This is a genomic window from Pseudomonas putida, assembly GCF_028682455.1.
In the GTDB taxonomy this organism is placed as follows: Bacteria; Pseudomonadota; Gammaproteobacteria; order Pseudomonadales; family Pseudomonadaceae; genus Aquipseudomonas; species Aquipseudomonas putida_AA.
The window spans coordinates 805,903-823,682 of the sequence record NZ_JANHLD010000002.1 but is presented as its reverse complement, the minus strand read 5'-3'; the positions used below and the strand labels follow the sequence as shown (position 1 = coordinate 823,682).

General features: G+C 66.1%; 12 protein-coding genes and 1 pseudogene. 10 read left to right on the top strand and 3 right to left on the bottom strand.

Annotated features, from left to right (window positions below; translation table 11 throughout):
- Window position 1: 1 nt before the first annotated feature.
- The 4 genes and pseudogenes from NPS58_RS14250 to NPS58_RS29640 all read left to right on the top strand — a co-directional run.
- Entirely contained in the window at window positions 2–3,241 is a 3,240-nt protein-coding gene (locus NPS58_RS14250; protein WP_274115993.1) for an ImcF-related family protein, read from the top strand.
- A 100-nt stretch (window positions 3,242–3,341) separates the two neighbouring features.
- A complete protein-coding gene (locus tag NPS58_RS14245) occupies window positions 3,342–5,507 on the top strand; it encodes a TonB-dependent receptor (RefSeq protein ID WP_274115992.1) in 2,166 nt (721 codons plus the stop codon).
- A gap of 11 nt (window positions 5,508–5,518) precedes the next feature.
- Entirely contained in the window at window positions 5,519–7,051 is a 1,533-nt protein-coding gene (locus tag NPS58_RS14240) for a PepSY domain-containing protein (protein WP_274115991.1), read from the top strand.
- A 20-nt stretch (window positions 7,052–7,071) separates the two neighbouring features.
- Window positions 7,072–7,179: pseudogene (locus NPS58_RS29640) on the top strand (ferric siderophore receptor protein); the annotation flags it as partial.
- Window positions 7,180–7,191: 12 nt separating this feature from the next.
- Here NPS58_RS29640 and NPS58_RS14235 read toward each other — a convergent pair.
- Window positions 7,192–8,928 carry a hybrid sensor histidine kinase/response regulator gene (locus tag NPS58_RS14235; protein WP_274115990.1) on the bottom strand — a complete coding sequence of 579 codons (1,737 nt, stop codon included), beginning with the start codon at window positions 8,926–8,928 and terminating at the stop codon, window positions 7,192–7,194.
- A 29-nt stretch (window positions 8,929–8,957) separates the two neighbouring features.
- On the opposite strand from NPS58_RS14235, the gene NPS58_RS14230 reads away from it, so the two are divergent.
- Window positions 8,958–9,611, top strand: coding sequence for a response regulator (locus NPS58_RS14230; protein WP_274115989.1), 654 nt, complete (start codon window positions 8,958–8,960; stop codon window positions 9,609–9,611).
- 188 nt (window positions 9,612–9,799) lie between these two features.
- Complete coding sequence (locus NPS58_RS14225) at window positions 9,800–10,426, top strand: LysE family translocator (RefSeq protein ID WP_274115988.1); 627 nt, start codon at window positions 9,800–9,802, stop codon at window positions 10,424–10,426.
- Window positions 10,427–10,478: 52 nt separating this feature from the next.
- Here NPS58_RS14225 and NPS58_RS14220 read toward each other — a convergent pair whose 3' ends face one another.
- Window positions 10,479–11,438 (bottom strand): endonuclease, encoded by a 960-nt coding sequence (locus tag NPS58_RS14220; RefSeq protein ID WP_274115987.1) that lies wholly within the window; start codon window positions 11,436–11,438, stop codon window positions 10,479–10,481.
- Between the two features lie 126 nt (window positions 11,439–11,564).
- Window positions 11,565–12,083, bottom strand: a complete 519-nt coding sequence (locus tag NPS58_RS14215) for an RNA polymerase factor sigma-70 (RefSeq protein ID WP_274115986.1) — start codon at window positions 12,081–12,083, stop codon at window positions 11,565–11,567.
- Between the two features lie 218 nt (window positions 12,084–12,301).
- On the opposite strand from NPS58_RS14215, the gene NPS58_RS14210 reads away from it, so the two are divergent.
- Genes NPS58_RS14210 through NPS58_RS14195 form a run of 4 tightly spaced genes read left to right on the top strand, consistent with a single transcriptional unit; the run spans window position 12,302 to window position 17,770 of the window.
- On the top strand, window positions 12,302–12,517 hold the full coding sequence (locus NPS58_RS14210) for an MbtH family protein (protein ID WP_274115985.1): 216 nt from the start codon (window positions 12,302–12,304) through the stop codon (window positions 12,515–12,517).
- A complete protein-coding gene (locus NPS58_RS14205; RefSeq protein ID WP_274115984.1) occupies window positions 12,514–13,293 on the top strand; it encodes a thioesterase II family protein in 780 nt (259 codons plus the stop codon). Before NPS58_RS14210 ends, NPS58_RS14205 begins: the two co-directional genes overlap by 4 nt.
- Window positions 13,290–16,715 carry a condensation domain-containing protein gene (locus tag NPS58_RS14200; protein WP_274115983.1) on the top strand — a complete coding sequence of 1,142 codons (3,426 nt, stop codon included), beginning with the start codon at window positions 13,290–13,292 and terminating at the stop codon, window positions 16,713–16,715. The genes NPS58_RS14205 and NPS58_RS14200 overlap by 4 nt, the downstream gene beginning before the upstream one ends.
- The gene (locus NPS58_RS14195) at window positions 16,715–17,770 is read left to right on the top strand and encodes a TauD/TfdA family dioxygenase (protein WP_274115982.1); all 1,056 of its coding nucleotides are present in this window, start codon (window positions 16,715–16,717) and stop codon (window positions 17,768–17,770) included. The genes NPS58_RS14200 and NPS58_RS14195 overlap by 1 nt, the downstream gene beginning before the upstream one ends.
- Window positions 17,771–17,780: the final 10 nt, after the last annotated feature.

The window sequence follows — 17,780 nt, the reverse complement described above, 5'->3', positions numbered from 1 at the left end:
CATGCGCCCACGCGCCCTGAAATTGCTGCTGCGTACGTTGTTGTTGCTGCTCCTGGCAGTGATGGTCTACCTGATCGCCGGGCATGGTCCGCGCCTGGCAGTCGATGGCTACCACCCGTTGGCCAGTATCACGTCGCGTGGTGTGCTGGGTGGCGGGCTGGCGTTGTTCGGGGTGCTGATGGTGCGCCGCTGGCTGCGCGCCCGCGCGGCAGCGTTGCGCCAGCGCCTGGAACAGCGGGCAACCGAGGCGCAGGACGCCACTGCGCCAGCGTCGCCGCCCTCGGCCCGCGAGCTCGCGGTACACGAACAGTTGTGCGCGCATGCCAGGCACGCGCCACGCCGGCTGCCGACGTTTTTGCTGATCGGCCCTTACGCGGTGAACAAGCGCCAGTTACTGGGCCTGGGCCCGGCCGACGCGTATGACGTGCACTACCTGACGCTCGAAGGCATTGCCGTGTTCGATGCCAGCGCCAGGCTTGCGCTGCAGTCCCAGGGCGAGGATGCGCGGTTGTGGCGGGCACTGCTCGATGGCATTCGGGCAAAAAACCGTCACGCCCGCCCGCTGCGCGGCGTGGCACTGGTGCTGGACGCCAGGCAGCTGCTGCGAATGAAAGCGCCGGCACGGGAAACTTTGGCGATGACCCTGTGCCGGCGTTTCGAAGAGCTGGCCCAACGATTTGGCAATGGGTTGCCGGTGCAGGTGGTGGTCACCGGCTGCGAGCAGTTGCCCGGGTACACCACGGCATTGTCTGCCCTGCAGCGTGAGCTGATCGTCGGGTGTGCACCGGCATCCGGCAATCGGCGCGCACTGGCCGCACTGGTGCAACGCATGGACGGGTTGGTCGCCTGCGATGACGCTGCGCTGCTCGAACGCCTGCAACTGGAGCCTGATGTCCAGGTGCGCTCCCGGTTGTACGGTTTCGCGCCGATGTGGCATGGCTTCGGGGTGACCCTGCAGGGCTTTCTTCAAGCGGCCTTTGCCCAGGAGCGCGGAGTAGCGCAGGTTGGCGTGCAATCCATTCGCTTCACTGTGCAGCCCTCGACCGATGGCGTGTCATCGCCGGCCCTGATGCGGGCGTTGCAGGCCTGTCGACGGCAGGGGCCTTTGCGTGCACCGCTACGTCGCGGCTTGTCCTGGTGTCGAGCGCAGGCCTTCCAGCTGGCCTGGTTGGTTGCGCTGGCGGCGTGCGTGGCGCTGGTCGCCGAGCACCGCGGGCAACTGCGTGGCTTCGAGCAACTGGACGCTCAGCTTGCCCTGCTCGAGCGCGCGGCAACCCCCGCCGATTCGAGCCACGGGCACGGCACCTTGCGGCGTCTCGACCTGCTGGCCGAGGTCGAGCGCCTGGCGTTGCAGCAGCGCTGGCTGCCTGCCGGCGAACAGCTGCAGGTCGAGGCGGCCGAGCGCTACACCCAGGCCCTGCAAGGGCATTGGCTGCCTGAACTGGTGCAGGCTGCAGAGGCGAGCCTGCGCCGTGCAGCCGACATCGACGAGCAGGTGTTGGCCCATCGCCTGGGGCTCTATCTGATGCTGGGCGGCAAAGCGCCCTTCGACGCGCAGGCACTGGCCGACTGGTACGCCGATTTGCATGAAGGTGTATCGAGCGGGCCTCAACGACAGCGGCTGGACGGGCATCTGCAGCGACTGCGCCCGCTGCTGGCCGAGGCACAGCCTGTGGCCCTGGACAGCGTGTTGATCGACAAGGTGCGCGCGCAGCTGGCTTCGCAGCCCCTGGCCCAGCGCCTGTACGACAGGTTGCTGGCGCACCTGGCCACGGACCCGCTGCCGGCGTTCAGTATCGTCTCGGGCGCCGGCAGCGAAGGCCTGCTGTGGTTTACCCGGCGCAGCGGCGAGGCGCCGACCGCCGGTGTTCCCGGTGTATTCAGCCCCGCAGGCTACCAGCTGCTGCACCACAAGCTCGAGCCGTTCGTGATCGCCGAACTGGCTCGGGAGCACCGCCTGATGGGGCTGGCAACAGCGCTGGAGACAGGGCCCGTCAGGGATGAGGTACTTGCGCGATACCACCGTGGCTACATTGACAGCTGGCAGTCGTTTTTCGACGACCTGCAAGTGGCAGGCCTGGAACATGCCCAGGATCTGCCGCGCCATTTTCAGCAATTGGCCAGGCCCGACTCGCCGTTCCTCGCACTGCTGCGTGCCGCCAGCCGGCAAACCACGCTCGACTACCCCGAGGACGCTGCCGGCTGGATGAGCCTGGCTCAGCGCCAAGGCCTGCGTCTGGCGGGCCTCGGCCAGGGCGATGTGGCTGACAGCCCCGGCTTGCACCCGGTCACCGAGTACTTCCAGGCGCTGCACCAATGGGCCGCCGCGCCTGAGGGGGGACCGGCGCCATCGCAGCCTCTGCAAGGAGCACTCAAGGACGCCGGCCAGTTCATCCAGGCCAGCCAGCAAGCGCTGATGCTCAATACACCGCTGCCCGCCAACGATGCGCTGCAGCGGTTGAACGATGCAATCGAACAGGTGCCCGGCCAGTTGCAGCCGCTGCTGCTGGACATCGCGGAGGCCAGTGAGTACTGGCTGCAGCAACGCCGGACGCAGTCATTGCAAGCCAGTTGGCTGGCCGAAGGGCAACCGTTGTGCACCCAGGCGCTGGAGGGGCGCTACCCCTTCGTGCGGGATGCATCGGTAGACGTGACCCTTGAGGACTTCAACAACCTGTTTGCCGACGATGGCGTCTTCAACCGCTACTTCGAGCATCACCTGGCTGGCCAGGTGGACACCACGTCGAGCCCCTGGCGCCTGGCGGACCCGGCACTGGCGCTTGGGCCGGAGCACCCGGAACCGGGCTTTTTCGAGGCGGCCGCACAGGTGCGCAAGGCCTTTTTTCGCCGCGGCCAGAACCAGGCCCGCATCGACTTTGAAGTCACTGCGCTGACCATGAGCGAGAACATCGGGCATCTGGCCCTTGAACTGGGCGGCACCCGCCTGGACTACCGGCATGGGCCCCGTGTGCCGGCTGTGTACCAATGGCCCGGCAAGGTGTTCGGCCCCGGCATTCGCGCCGAGGTGACCCTGCTCGATGGTCGCACCCTTGTGCACAAGGTCGAAGGCCCGTGGGCCTGGTTCAAGTGGGTGGACCAGGCGCAGCGGGTACCCACGCAACATCCGCAGGTCCATCACATTGTGCTGGCGTTCGAGGGCAATGAGGTGCTCCTGCAGGTACGCACCGACCGCTCGCACGCACCGATTACCTGGCCGGGGATGGGCCGCATGAAGTGTTGAACGACGCAGGAAGCTCCTTATCAGCCTGGCATTGCACGCGTACCTCGTCGTGATCGCAATGTTCAGGTTTAACCTTTACATTCTTGCGTAACTAATTGTAATGAAAAATAAATTTACTACACTGGCACTGATGATCGGTGCCTCAAGTCCGGCCTGGGCCGAACACGACCTGTTCCAGTTGCCTGCCACCCGCATCACCGCAGCCGAGGCGCCGCTGACCGGCATCGTGCTCGACGAGGCGATCCAGACGGGCTCGCGCCTGGGGCTCACGGCCCGCCAGACGCCTGCCTCGGTCAGCGTTGCCGACCGCGCGATCATCGAGGCGCGGGGCGCCGAGGACACCCAGGACGTCGTCAACACCCTGACCGGCGTCAACGCCTCGGCCAACCCCGGCCTTGGCGGCTTTGTGTCTTACCGTGGCTTCAGCGCCGGACAGATCACCCAGTTGTACAACGGCATCGGCATGAGCTACACCGCGGCGGCGCGCCCCGTGGACGCGTGGATCTATGACCGCGTCGAACTGATTGGCGGGCCGTCGACCTTTCTCTATGGTGCCGGTGCCGTGGGCGGTTCGATCAACTACATCACGAAGTTGGCGAGCCGCGAGGAACAGGCGGTGCAAGCCCGCCTGCGCTACGCCAGCCATGACACCTCGGAGGTCGCGCTGGGGGTCAACCATGCCCTGGGCGATGGCCCCGACCCGCGTCACTTTGCACGCCTGGATATCAGTCGCACCGCCAGCAACGGTTACATGGACCGCAACCGGCGGGAGGCGACCAGCACCGCGTTTTCCCTGCTCAGCGACCTGACGCCCCGGCTCAGCCACACCCTGGCGCTGGAGTACCTCGAAGAGCAAGAACACAGCCCCTACTGGGGTTCGCCGATCCTCAACCCGGTCGGCGGCACGATGAAAATCGACAAGCGCCGGCGCTTCGACAACTACAACGTTGCCGACGGCCGCTACGAGCAGCGCGTGCACTGGCTGCGCTCGATCATCGACTACCAGCTCGATGACGCCACCAGCCTGCACAACACCCTGTATCAGTACGCAGGCCAGCGGGACTATCGCAATATCGAGAACTACCGCTACAACGCCGACAACAGCCAACTGAGCCGTTACTCGGCGTTCCTGCAACGGCATGATCAGCAGGTCAACGGCAACCGCTTCGAAGTGCGCCACGACAACAGCCTGTTCGGGTTGCACAGCCAGTGGACGGGGGGCCTCGATTTTTCGTTCAACCAGCAGCGGCTGTACCCCGGCAGCGCGTTTGCCGACCTGCCGTACGACACCCAGGACCCGGATCACTTCGATCCCGGCGAGTTCGGCGAGATCCCCGGGGTCAACCGCGGGCTGCACAAGGGGCGCAAGAACGAGGTCACCACCTGGGCAGGGTTTCTTGAAAACCGTCTCGAGCTGACCGAGCGACTCTCGCTGCTCAGTGGTTTGCGCTATGACCACCTGAGCCTGGAGGTGACCCACTACGGCACGGTCACGCCGAGCAACCCGGCCTACTTCAAGGAGACCTGGCAGCCGCTCACCGGCCGTCTCGGCCTGGTCTACGAATTGACCCCCGCGGCCAACCTGTACGTGCAGTACAGCACGGCGGCCGACCCGCCCGCGGGCTCCCTGGCGACAGCGACGGCATCCAGCCTGCAACATGCCCGGCTGAGCACGGGCGAGCAGTTTGAAATCGGCGCCAAGTTCGACTTTCTCGACGGCCGGGGCGCCGCCACCCTGGCCGCCTACCAGATCGTGCGCAAGGACTTCTCGGTCGCCGACCCCGACAATCCGAACAGCACCCTGCAAGCGGGCCGACAAACCTCCAGGGGCCTCGAACTGGCCGGCCGGCTGAACGTCACGCCGGTGCTGGCGCTCGAAGGCAACTACGCCTATGTCGATGCCCGGTACGACGACTTCATCGAAATCGTCGCCGGCCAGCCGGTATCGCGCCGGGGCAATACGCCGACCAACGTGCCCGACCAGGTCGCCAACCTGTGGATGACCTATGACCTCGACCCGGCATGGCAGGTGGGCCTGGATACACGCTATGTCGACACGGTGTACGCCAACACGGCCAACAGTCTGAAGGCGCCGGCCTACACGCTGTATGGCGCCTTCGCTCGCTTCAAGGTCGACCGCCACACCGCGATCACCGCCCGGGTACGCAACCTGACGGATGAGATTTACGCCAGGCAGGCCTACGGCGCAATGTTCTATCAGGGCGCCCCGCGCACCTTCGAGCTTGCAGTGGATACCCGGTTCTAAGGCGCATTGCAGTGAAACGCTACCTGTACCTCTGGCACCGCTGGCTGGGGATCGTCCTGTGCCTGTTCATGGCCCTGTGGTTCGTCTCGGGCGTGGTGATGCTGTATGTCGGCTATCCCAAGTTGACGCCCGCCGAGCGGCTTGCACCGTTGCCGCCATTGCCGGCGAAGTCGTGTTGCGTGGGGCTGGAGACGGCGCTTGCGGCCAGCGGCGAGCACGCTGCGCCGCAGAGCGTGAAGCTGACCAGCATCGCCGGTGCGCCGCACTACCTGCTGGGTTATCCGGGCAAGCCCCACGTGGCCATCGATGCCCGCAATGGCCAGCGCATCGCCGCACTGGACGAAGCCGATGCCCTGGCCGCTGGCAAGGCATTCGCCAACGGCGCAGCGGTGCAGTACCTGGGGTTGGTACAGCAAGACGCGTGGAGCCACTCCCGGGCGCTGGACACCGAGCGACCGTTTCATGTGGTGCAGGTAGCGGATGCCGAGCGGCGACGCTTGTACATCTCGCAGCACAACGGCCGCGTGGTCCGCGATGTGACGGTGCAGGAGCGCCGCTGGAACTGGCTCGGCGCCTGGCTGCACTGGCTGTATCCGCTGCGCGGCGGCGTGTTCGATCACTGGGCGGCGGATGTGGTCATCTACCTGTCGCTGGCCGGCACGCTGGCCGCCATTCTGGGCCAGGTGATCGGCCTGATGCGCTGGCGCTTCGCCAAGCCCTATCGCAGTGGCTCGCGCTCGCCGTATCCTGGCGGTTTTGCCCGTTGGCACCATATCGGCGGCTTGCTTTTCGGCTTTGTGCTGATCGCCTGGATCTTCAGCGGCCTGGTCTCCATGCGGCCCTGGCAGCTGTTCGCCAGCCAGTCGACGCTGTCCCATGCCGCCTACCAGGGCGCCGAGTTGCGGCCCGAGGCGTTTGCCCTGTCGGCCGGGCAAGCCCTGGCGCGCTTCGAGCAGGCCGGCTTCGCGCCCCGTGAACTGGACTGGAGGATCACCGCAGGGGTGGCGTACCTGGTGGCTCATGAGCGCAACGGCATCCGCCGGGTGCTGCCGGCAGCCGGCATGGCCGAGCCTTCCCTGCAGGTGGCGGGCACGCTCCTTGAACACGCCGCCCTGGCCATGCAGGCGGATGCGCACGCGAACTTCACCTGGCTGACCGGCTACGACTTCTACTACTTCCCCCGGGCCGAACAGAGTCTGTATGGCCATATGAGTAGACCGTTGCCCATGCTCAGGGTACGTTTTGACGACCCCGCAAGTACCTGGGTGCATATCGACCCCTACAGCGGCGAGGTGATCGAGCAACTCGACCAGCGCATGCGGGTCTATCGCTGGTTGTTCAACCTGCTGCACAGCTGGGACTGGCCGGTGTTGCTGGAGCGGCCGTTGTTGCGTGAAGCGCTGATCATCGTGTTCAGCGTGGGCGGGTTGCTCATCAGCGTCAGCGGCGCGGTGCTGGGCTGGCGGCGCTTGCGACGCTCGAGCGGCGAGCCGCGCAAAGCCCGGGGTGGCGGGCCGATTTGTCGCTTGCGGGGCGATTCGTAAGCAACTCAACATTGAAATAAGTCATCAATTACCACAACCGCGAGTACTGGTCGGGAGTGGCCTCTTGTGGCGCTATCTCGCCGGGCTACCCAGGGGCCCTGCAACTCTCGGCGACGGTCGACTTCTGAGTTGTGCCGCGATCACGCCAGGCATGCCTTGAGGCTTTCCTGCAGCAGCGCCGCATCCAGCGGCTTTTGCAGGACGCGGAACTCACGGTCGGCGGTGGCCTCGAGGCAGGCGCTGGACGTGTCGGCGGTGATGATGATCGCCGGCACATCGCTGTCGAGGTAGCGGCGGGCCTGGTCGATCGCTTGCAGGCCAGTCATGCCGTGCAAGCGGAAGTCGCAGAGCATCAGGTGAACCGGGGCCAGGCCGTTTGCTGCCGCTTCGCCGTGACGGGCGCAGGCTTGCTGCACCGACACGCCGGCGTACACCCCGTGGCCCCAGGCCTGGAGCAACTGGGTCAGGGCTTCGAGTACCGTGCTGTCGTCATCGACGATCAGAATCCCCAAGGCATCGCCGGGCACCGCAGCTTGAACGGGGCCTCGGGCAGTCGCCGGTGCGGTGAGCGGCACGCGAATGCAAAAGCGCGACCCACGGCCCGGCACCGAGGCCATGTGCAGTTCGTGGCCCATCAGCCGGGCGGTATGACGCACGATCGCCAGCCCCAGGCCGAGCCCCTGGCTGCGGTCGCGCTCGGGGTTATGCAACTGCACGAACTCATCGAATATCTGTTCGCGAAAGGCCTCGGCGATACCCGGGCCGCTGTCGACCACCTGGATCTCAAGGTGCTGGCCGCGACGGCGACAGCCGAGCAGCACGCCGCCTGTCTCGGTGTAGCGAAAGGCGTTGGCCAGCAGGTTGTCGAGCATTCGCTTGAGCAGCACCGGATCGCTATCGAGCCATAGCCGACTGGGTCGTACCCGCCAGCGCAGGCCGCGGGCGAGCGCCGTGGGCGCGAACTCGTCGGCAAGGTCGGCGAACAGCCGTTGCACCGACACTGCCTCGCGGTTGACCGTGACCACGCCCGCGTCCAGGCGCGAAATGTCCAGCAGGCCATTGAGCAGCCCACCCAGGTTGCCGACGACGGCGCCGAGCCGGGCCGCCACGTCGCGCGCCTTGCTGGCCGCCACGTCGCCACGCTCGGCCAGCGCGGCAAGGCCGGCAACGAACAGGCTCAGGGCATGGATGGGTTGGCGAAGGTCGTGGCTGGCGGCGGCAAGGAAGCGCGACTTGGCCTGGTCGGCGGCCTGGGCGCGGTCGCGCTCGAGCTCCAGGCGCCCGACCAGCTCGACGTTTTCAAGGCGCAGGCGGATGGTCTCGCACAGCGTGCGGTAGGTCACTCGGCTGTAGTAGAGGTTGACTGCGGCCAGGCAGGCGAGAAAGAACAAATAGGTGGTGTAGGTCTCCCCGGAACGCAACAGACACTGTAGAGTCACCGGCGCCAGCATGGCCACCAGCGAGCCGGCATAGGCTGCCGGGAAGGCCGACAGCGACGGCACGGCGCCGCACACCAGGCCTGTCAGCACCACGCAGGTAAAGGCTTGCAATTGTGGATCGCCGGTGGCGAAGCCGACCCAGCCGACCATGCCCCAGAGCAGGCTCGACAGCCACGACAGCACCGCCGCCTGCCAACCCCAGGCGTGCCAGCGGGCGGGCAGGGCGCGAGTGGTGGCGAAGTAGCGTTTTGCATGCAGGACCCGGCACAGCGTCAGGGCATACATCGTCAGGATCCAGCCAGCGATCCAGGTCGACGGCAGCGCATGGCGCAGGATGTAGGCGACTGGCAAGGGGATGACGAAGTTGGCGAACAACACCGCGTAGGACTGGCGAAACAACAGGTCGACAAAGTACTTGCGCTGGATAACCTCGGGCATGGCGATCTCTCAAAGAAGAGCAACTGACAATGGATGTTAAGCGCCTCAAGGTGTTGATCGCCGATGATCATAGCATCGTGCGGGACGGCCTGAAGTTCCTGCTCTCGACCCGTGACGACCTGCAGGTGGTCGGTGAAGCGGCCCACAGCGAAGAGATTCTCGCCGCGCTGGGCCAGCAGTTCGTCGACGTGTTGCTGCTCGACCTGGGCATGCCGGGCGTCAACAGGCTGGCATTCATTCGCGAGCTGCGCCGCGACTTTCCCGCCCTCAAGATCCTGGTGCTGACCGCCAATATCGATCTGACCACCATCCGCGGCGTGCTCGATGCGGGTGTCCATGCCTACATCTCGAAAGCCGACGACAGCCAGGAGCTGTTCGCCGCCCTCGATGCCATCGGCCAGGATCGCCTGTACCTGGCCGTCGCCGTGCGCTTCGTGGTCGATGGCCATGGCGCCAGCGCCGCCGATGCGCACCTGATTGCGCACACCGAGCTGACGGCGCGTGAACGGCAGATCCTTGCCTTGATCGCCCAGGGCGCCAGCAGTCCGGAAATTGCCGACCAGCTGTGCATCAGTACCTTGACCGTGCGCAAGCACCGGGAAAACCTGATGCGCAAACTCGACCTGCACAACACCGCGGAACTGGCGGCCTACGTGGTGCGGCTCGGCTTGCCCAGCGCCTGAGCCCTGGCCGCCAGCATCCTGCTTCAAGCCGCTCGATAAAATACGGCAACTGCCGTATTTCTTCGCCCAGGAGCCCGCCCTAACCTGCAGCCCTGGCATCACGCTGCTTGTACCACTCACCGGCCGATACCCCTTCAGCGTCTTCCAGAACCGGACCCTACGTTCCACTCAACTGGAAGCGCACTGCAATGTCTGCCCACCTCTGGATTCCCTTTGCCATCGCCACCCTGGCGTTTGCCTGCATGCCTGGCCCTGCGATCCTGTACATGACCAGCCAGACCCTCGCCCACGGTCGCAGCGCGGGCCTCAAGGCCGCGCTGGGAATCCACCTGGGCTGCTACGTGCATATCGCCGCCGCCACCTGCGGCCTGTCGGCGTTGCTGCAGGCGGCGCCGATGGCGTTCGATGTGATACGCCTGGCGGGCGCCGGCTACCTGATCTGGTTGGGGGGTGGGATGATCGTCAACAGTCGCCGGCCGCTGGCGGCGCAGGCCATCCGCGAGCCGGGGGTGCTGCGTGACAGCGTGGTAGTAGAAGTGCTCAACCCGAAAACGGCCTTGTTCTTCCTGACCTTCCTGCCGCAGTTCGTCGATGCCACCAGCGCAGCGCCGGTGTGGTTGCAGTTCCTGTTGCTGGGCACCTCCGTCAACCTGGTGTTTTCCCTGGCTGACGTGGCCGCCGTGCTGGGCGCCTCGCTGCTGCTGGGGCCATTGTCGGCACCGGGGTTCCAGCGACTGGTGCCGTGCGTGAGCGGGTCGATCCTGATCGGACTGGGCGGGGTGCTGGTGATGCAAGGCGGGATGCATGTGGGGTAGGGGCGTATCGCGATTCGGCGGGAGCCCGCAGGCCCCCGCCAGTGGTAGCACGCTACCTGCAGTTGCCTGCCTTGCGGTAGCCGGCCGCCTGAGCCTGTGCTTGCGAGTCGAAGGTGACCTGGTTCTTGGGCGACACCTGTGAATAGCCCGGGCAGCCGCTCGAGAGGTGGTACACGTGGCTGTTGCGGTTGCCGATGATCATGCCTTCTGCGCTGGCCAGGGTTGGCTTGGCCGATTGCTTGGGCACTTTCACCGTACCCGTACCGGCGACGCCGCCACCCACTGGCTTGTAGCCCAGCGTCCAGTTGCGTTCGCCGGTGACGAATGGATTGGCGTGGCCCATGATCGCGGCAATGCGTCGGTTGCGCTCGCGCTCCCAGGCGCTCACCGGGTGCTGCTTGTCCCAGGCCATGAGCAACTGTTGTTGCTGGCGCGACATGTTCAGTTGGTAGCGATCGAACATATAGAAGGTGGTCCTGGCAACCAGGCCCTTCACTTCGTCCCGGGGTTCGGCCGCCTTTTGCTGGAAATCCACCTTCGTGGTGCACTGGCCGTATTGCGGCGCCACGCCGGTAACCATTGCATAGTTGAAATGGCTGCGGTCGCCGTTCACTTCACCCACGGCCGGGTAGAGGTTGAACAGGTCGGCTTCCATGGCGCGAAACACCGGATCGGTATCCACGCACTGTTCCCGACCGCCGTTCTGCCAGCACTGGCGCTGGTGGCCAAAGGTCCAGGCCGGCACGATGTGTTCCCACTCGGTGCGTTCGGCCCGGCTTTGTTGCTTGCGGGTTTCATAACCACAGGATTGGGCATCGACCCGGCCGCCGGACTTGCCGACCCACGTCCATTTGCAACCACAGTACAGGTCGCCCATCGTGCTGGTGGCTTGATCGAGGTAGACCTTCTGTTTGGCGACGATCTTGGCTTCGGTGAAGGTGGCGGGGGGAGTGGCGAAGGCAGGGGTGGCAACGGCGAGCAAAAGGGTTGCTGCGTAAAGCAAGTTTTTCATCTGGACAGGCTGTGAAATTGAGAGCCGCGCAGTATAGCCATATCGCCGGCCAGAGTGGCTCTATTGCGCTGCCCAGAGCGGCGCGCACCACCCTTCAGACCCGAGGTGCTCATGGGATGCCTGTGTTCAGAGTGCCTTTTCCCGGCAATACAGCAAGGCTTCGCGGATCATCGCGTGGACCAGGGGCGGGGAGACGCCCAGGGCCTTGGCGATGTCCTTCTGCTTCATGCCATGGATCCTGCACATTTCGAATGCGTACCGGGTGCGCTCGGGCAGGTCGGCCAGTGCGCCGGAGACCCGCTCCAGCAGTTGCTGGTCCGATACCAGGGCTTCCGGTGTCTCGGCATGGACTACCGGCGCCTCGTAGCTGTCGGTGTCCTGGCTGATGAGCCGTTCCTCGAACTGGCGACGACGGTAATGGTCGATCGACAGGTTGCGCACCACGCGAGTGAGGTAGGACGCCTGGGAGCGGATCTGCTCGGTTTCCCCGGCATCCTCGACCTTCATGAAGGCTTCATGAACGATGTCTTCGGCATGGCTGCGGCAGCCGGTGATCCGTGCAGCAAGGCCGATCAGGCGTGAGCGCTGGTCATAGAAGACGTCAAGCAAGGGGGAACCACTTCTGGCTGCGCCGAGTTTTTGCATGAGGCACCTGATCTATTCTTGGGAAGTCTGCCAGCGAGGATGCAGAATCTAGACTTATTAAGAACTATTTGCAACAACTCTCCTATTCAGCCTTTCCTCGCCGTGATCCGTGCCGCAAAACACCTTCTGAAGTTCTCTCCCAGTCATTCGTCGATGTAGGAAACCACGCGACAGGGCGTCAGGCCAGTCGCTTTATTCGACAGATTGAGGGATCGGAAATGGCTTTCGACCGCGAAGATGCAACGTTCAAAGTACTCGTCAACGCAGAAGAGCAGTACTCGCTGTGGCCCGACTACAAGGCGCTGCCAGCGGGCTGGCGCGAGGCCGGCAAGAGCGGTTCGAAGCAGGACTGCCTGGACTACATCGAGACGGTCTGGACCGACATGCGCCCCCTGAGCCTGCGCCAGCACATGGATGGGCAGGCCGGCCGGTGAGCGCCGTGCTGACCCTGTTCTGCCTGCCCTACGCAGGTGCCAGTGCCATGAGCTATGCACGCTGGCGCCGTAGCGTGCCGGCCTGGCTGGATATCCGCCCCCTGGAGTTGCCGGGACGCGGCAGCCGCGCCGCCGAGCCGCTGGCGACCGACCTGGTCGACCTGGCCGCGCAACTGGCCCGCGAACTGCGCGGTGAAACCTACAAGCCGTACGCGCTGTTCGGCCACAGCATGGGTTCGCTGCTGGCCTTCGAGCTCGCCTGTGCCTTGCGTGCGCAGGGCCTGCCGGCGCCGCGGGCGTTGCTGGTGTCGGGCGGTTCGGCGCCCGCCCAGCGCGACTACCTGCGTTTTCGCCAACCCCTGGACGATGCGCAACTGATGGCCGAACTGGCATCGCTGCAAGGCACGCCCCTGGAAGCCCTGCAAGACCCCGAGCTGATGCGCCTGGCCCTGCCGGTACTGCGCGCAGACTTCCTGCTGTGCGGCCGTTATCGCTGCCAGCCGACGGCGCCCCTGCAGTGCCCGCTGCATGTGCTGGCCGGCCGCGACGATCGCGCAAGCGAGGCGCATCTGCTGGCCTGGCGCGAGCACGCCGGTGGCGGCTTCAGCCTCCAGTTGTTCGCCGGCGGCCATTTCTTCATCCAGGAGCAGGAGCAGGCGGTGCTCGACCACCTGGTGGCCTGCCTGGGGCCGCACGTGACAACGCCGGCCATGCCGATGGCGAGCATGGCCTCGGCACGCCCTGATTCTCACTTTCTTTGCAAAGGTGCGACATGACTGTCTTCCCTACGTCCCTGGTCGAGGCGCTGATCGCCCATGCAGCGCAGCAGCCCGACAAGCCGGCGGTGCACTTTCTGCTCGATGGCGAAGCGCAGCGCCTGACGCTGACCTATGCCCAGCTCGACCGCCAGGCCCGCGATCTGGCGGCCGAGCTGTCCCGGCATGCCGGCGTCGGCGAGCGGGCATTGCTACTGATGCAGAGCGGCCCGGGCTATGTGGTGTCGTTCTACGCCTGCCTGTACGCCGGCATTATCGCCGTGCCTGCGCTGCCGCCCGAGTCGCTGCGCCAGTACGAACTGAGCCGGGTGCGGGCGATTCTCGACGATGCCCAGCCAAGCCTGGTGCTGACCGAGGCGCACCTGTGCGAATCGCTGCTGCAGGCCTTCGACCAGGCCTTGCCGACCACGTTGTCGGTCGACACCCTGGCGCTGGAGGGTAGCCACGGCTGGCAGGTGCGGTACCCGGCCAATGACGACATCGCCTTCCTGCAATACACCTCCGGCTCCACCGCCACCCCCAAGGGCGTGGAAGTGAGCCACGGCAACCTGGTCGCCAACGAGCGGATGATGGTCAGCTGCTTCGACCTGCACCCAGGCGACACCTTCGTCAGCTGGTTGCCGCTCTACCACGACATGGGGCTGATCGGCTGCCTGCTGCTGTCGCTGTACCGGGGCGCGACCCTGGTACTGATGTCGCCGCGCCATTTCGTCGAGCGTCCGGCACGCTGGCTCGAAGCGATCAGCCAGTACCGCGCCACCCACACCGGCGCCCCGGACTTCGCCTTCCGCCTGGCGGCCGAGCGAGTCAACGAGAAGGTCCTGGCCACGCTCGACCTGAGCTGCCTGCGCGTGCTGTTCTCCGGTTCCGAGCCCGTGCGCCAGGACAGCCTGGACGCTTTCGCCCGGCACTTTGCTGTTACCGGCTTCGATCCGCTGGCGTTCCTGCCGTGTTACGGCCTGGCCGAGGCCACTCTGTTCGTCACCGGCACCACCGCCGACGAGCCCTTCGTCAGTACCTGTTTCGACAGCCATGCGCTGGGCGAAGACCGCGCCGAGCCGGGCGAGGGCAGCGTGCTGGTCAGCAGCGGCATCCTCCACCCTGGCCTTGAGGTAATGCTGGTGGACCCGCACACCGGCGATATCCAGCCCGACAGCCGCATCGGCGAGATCTGGACCAGCGGCGACAGCGTCGCGCGCGGCTACTGGCGCAATCGGCAGGCCAGCGCCCGGGCGTTCGTCTGCCGCGAAGGGCGTACCTGGCTGCGTACCGGCGACCTGGGCTTCCTGCGCGAAGGCCGCTTGTTCGTCACCGGCCGCCTGAAGGACATGATCATCGTCCGCGGCCAGAACATCTACCCGCAGGACCTGGAACGCGCCGTGGAATACAACGTGGAAGGCGCGCGCAAGGGCCGGGTCAGCGCATTCGTGGTGGAGCAGCCCCAGGGTGAAGGCATCGGCATCGCGGTCGAGATCGGGCGCACCACCCAGCGCAAGATCAGCGCCGCACAAGTGTGCGCCGAGATCGACCGGGTGGTGGCGGATGTCTGCCAGCAGACGCCGGTCTGGATTGCCTTGCTCAACCCCGGCGAGCTGCCCAAGACCTCCAGCGGCAAGTTGCAGCGTTCGGCCTGCCGGCAGATGCTCGAACGCGCAGAGCTGGACTGCTTCCATATGCGTCGCAACGACCGCCCCGTGGTGCGCCAGGGCCGGTGGCTTGCCAGCGACCATGAGCGTGCGGTCGCGGCGGTCTGGGCCGAGGTGCTGGGCCAGGATGAAGTCTTCGCCGACGACAGCTTCTTCGCCCTGGGCGGCAACTCCATCGCCGCCGCGCAGATCGTCGGGCGCCTGCGCGAACAGCTGGGTGTCGACCTTACGCTGGCCAGCGTGTTCGACAACCCCGGACTGGCGGACTTTGCCGAGCGCGTGGCCGAGGCCGCTGGCGGTGATGCACGGCCGGTACTGGCAGCAGCGGTAAGCGACGAATTGGTGCCGTCCTATGCCCAGGAGCGCATGTGGTTCGCCTGGCAGCTGGACCCGCAGAGTTCCGTCTACAACGTGCCGCTGGCGCTGCACCTGCGTGGCCCGCTGGATGTCGAGGCGTTGCGCGCTGCGTTCGCCGCGCTGCAGCAGCGCCACGAAGTATTGCGCACCACCTTTACCCCCCAGGGCGAGGGTGCGCGGTTGGTGCGGCACGCTGCCTTGCGGGTCGACTTTGCCGTCGAGGACCTGCTCGGCCTGTTGCCCTCGCAGCGCCTGGACCAGGCCCGCCAGCGCGCCGCTGCGCAGGCCCGGCAACCGTTCGACCTGAGCAGCGGACCGATGCAGCGGGTACACCTGCTGCGCCTGGACGAGCGCGAGCACGTGCTGTTGCTGACCACCCATCACATCGCGGTGGATGGCTGGTCGATGCGCAACCTGGTGGATGAGCTGGAAGTGCTCTACACCGCCCAGCTCACCGGTATCGAGCCGGTACTGCCCGCGCTGGTGGTGGGCTATGGCGACTTTGCCCGCTGGCAGCGGGCGTTGCTGGCCGGGCCCGAGCATGCACGCCAGCTGGACTACTGGCGCCAGGCGCTGGCCGGCGAGCAGAGCTGGCAGGAGCTGCACGGGCAACGGCCGCGTCACAAGGGCGCGCTGGCGGTCTGCGAACAGTTTGCCTTCAGTGGCGTGCAAACCAGCGCCTTGCGCAGCTTCGCCACGGCGCGCGGGGTCACCCCGTTCATGCTGTTGCTCGGTGCGTTCGCGATCACCCTGCGCGAGCACAGCGGCCAGTCGCGCATCCGCCTGGGCAGCGATATCGCCAACCGCAGTCACCCGGCCGCGGAGCCGTTGGTAGGGTTCTTCATCAATCAGCTGGTGCTGCAGGTCGATCTCGACCTGGCCGCCAGCAGCGATGCACTGCTCGAGCAGTGTCGTCGGGTGGTGCTGGGCGCCGCGCAGCACCAGGACCTGCCGTTCGAGCAACTGGTGGAGGCACTGCGCCCTCCGCGCCGCGCGGGCCGCTCGCCGTTCTTCAGCATCAAGCTCAATTACCAGGAAGGCGAGCCGCCGCTGCCGCGCTTGTGCGATGTGCGCGTGGAACCGTTCGAGGCCAGCCAGCAGGCCGCCGAGCTGGACCTGATCCTGGGCTTCTATAGCAGTGCCAGCCGCCTGGAGGCGCGTTTCGAGATGCCCGAAGGGCTGTTCGAACCGGGCGAAATCGCCCAGCTGTTCGCCCAGATCCAGGCCGTACTCGACCGCTGGCTGGCCAAGCCGGGGCAGACCCAGGCCGACCTGCTCGAGGCGGCCGCCCAGCTGCGCCGCGAAGCGCGGGCGATCGATAGCCAGCAACGCCAGAGCCTGCTCGGCAGCCAGCGCCCTTTGCGCCGGCGCGCCGCCCAGCCATCCACCTCTCAACCGCACAGCGTTCAGGAGCAATGATGAGCGACGCCAACGTCACGCCACTGCCGACCATGGGCCGGGCACGCCGAAGCATCACCGCAGGCCAGGAGGAGCGCGTCGTGTTCGCGCCCCTGTTCGAAGGGAACGCGCTGCCGTTGCTGTGTCGCCCGCGCTACGCCGGCACCGACCTGGTGGACTGGCTCGGGCAGCACCGCGAGCTGATCGAGGCGCGCTTGCTCGAGCACGGCGCGATCCTCATGCGCGGCTTCGACGTGGAGGGTATCGACGGTTTCGACCGTTGTGTCCAGGCGGTCTCCGGTGGCGCGCTGGAATACCTGTTCCGGGCTTCGCCGCGCACGCAGATCACCCGCCAGTTCAACATCTACAGCTCTACCGACTACCCGAGCAACGAACGGATCTTCCCGCACAACGAGCACTCCTACTCGCCGGTGTTTCCGCTGCACCTGTACTTCTATTGCGACCTGCCGTCGCTGACCGGCGGGGAGACGCCGCTGGGCGACACCCGCGCGCTGTTGCAGCGCATCGATCCGGCGGTGCGCGAGGAGTTTCGCCGGCGCCGGATCATGTACGTGCGCAACTACGGCGACGGCATGGGCCTGCCCTGGCAGACCGTGTTCCAGAGCGAAGATCGCGCCGAAGTGGAAGCCTACTGCGCGCGCATCGGCATCCGCCCGGAGTGGAAGAGCGGCAACCGCCTGCGTACCCGCCAGGTCGGGCCGGCCATCGTGCGCCACCCGCGCAGCGGCGAAGCGCTGTGGTTCAACCACGGCACCTTCTTCAACGCCCTGACCCTGCCCGAAACCCTTCGCGCGGCATTGATTGCCGAGTTCGCCCCCGACGACCTGCCGCAGAATACCTTCTTCGGCGACGGCGCGGTGATCCCCGACGAGATCATCCGCCACCTGCAACAGGCCTACCGCGACGTGATGGTCGAATTTCCCTGGCAGAAAGGCGATGTGGTCCTGCTCGACAACATGCTCTCGCTGCACGCCCGTAATGCATTCACCGGCCCGCGCAAGATTCTCACCGCGATGGCAATTGCCCAGAAAAGCGCCGACCTGGCACTCGATTGAGGTTCCCTTA

Coding starts and splice junctions, on each gene's coding strand:
- NPS58_RS14210 (WP_274115985.1), top strand. CDS start 12,302: ATGGCTTTCGACCGCGAAGATGCAACGTTCAAAGTACTCGTCAACGCA.
- NPS58_RS14225 (WP_274115988.1), top strand. CDS start 9,800: ATGTCTGCCCACCTCTGGATTCCCTTTGCCATCGCCACCCTGGCGTTT.
- NPS58_RS14230 (WP_274115989.1), top strand. CDS start 8,958: ATGGATGTTAAGCGCCTCAAGGTGTTGATCGCCGATGATCATAGCATC.
- NPS58_RS14235 (WP_274115990.1), bottom strand. CDS start 8,928: ATGCCCGAGGTTATCCAGCGCAAGTACTTTGTCGACCTGTTGTTTCGC.
- NPS58_RS14215 (WP_274115986.1), bottom strand. CDS start 12,083: ATGCAAAAACTCGGCGCAGCCAGAAGTGGTTCCCCCTTGCTTGACGTC.
- NPS58_RS14220 (WP_274115987.1), bottom strand. CDS start 11,438: ATGAAAAACTTGCTTTACGCAGCAACCCTTTTGCTCGCCGTTGCCACC.
- NPS58_RS14200 (WP_274115983.1), top strand. CDS start 13,290: ATGACTGTCTTCCCTACGTCCCTGGTCGAGGCGCTGATCGCCCATGCA.
- NPS58_RS14245 (WP_274115992.1), top strand. CDS start 3,342: ATGAAAAATAAATTTACTACACTGGCACTGATGATCGGTGCCTCAAGT.
- NPS58_RS14195 (WP_274115982.1), top strand. CDS start 16,715: ATGAGCGACGCCAACGTCACGCCACTGCCGACCATGGGCCGGGCACGC.
- NPS58_RS14250 (WP_274115993.1), top strand. CDS start 2: ATGCGCCCACGCGCCCTGAAATTGCTGCTGCGTACGTTGTTGTTGCTG.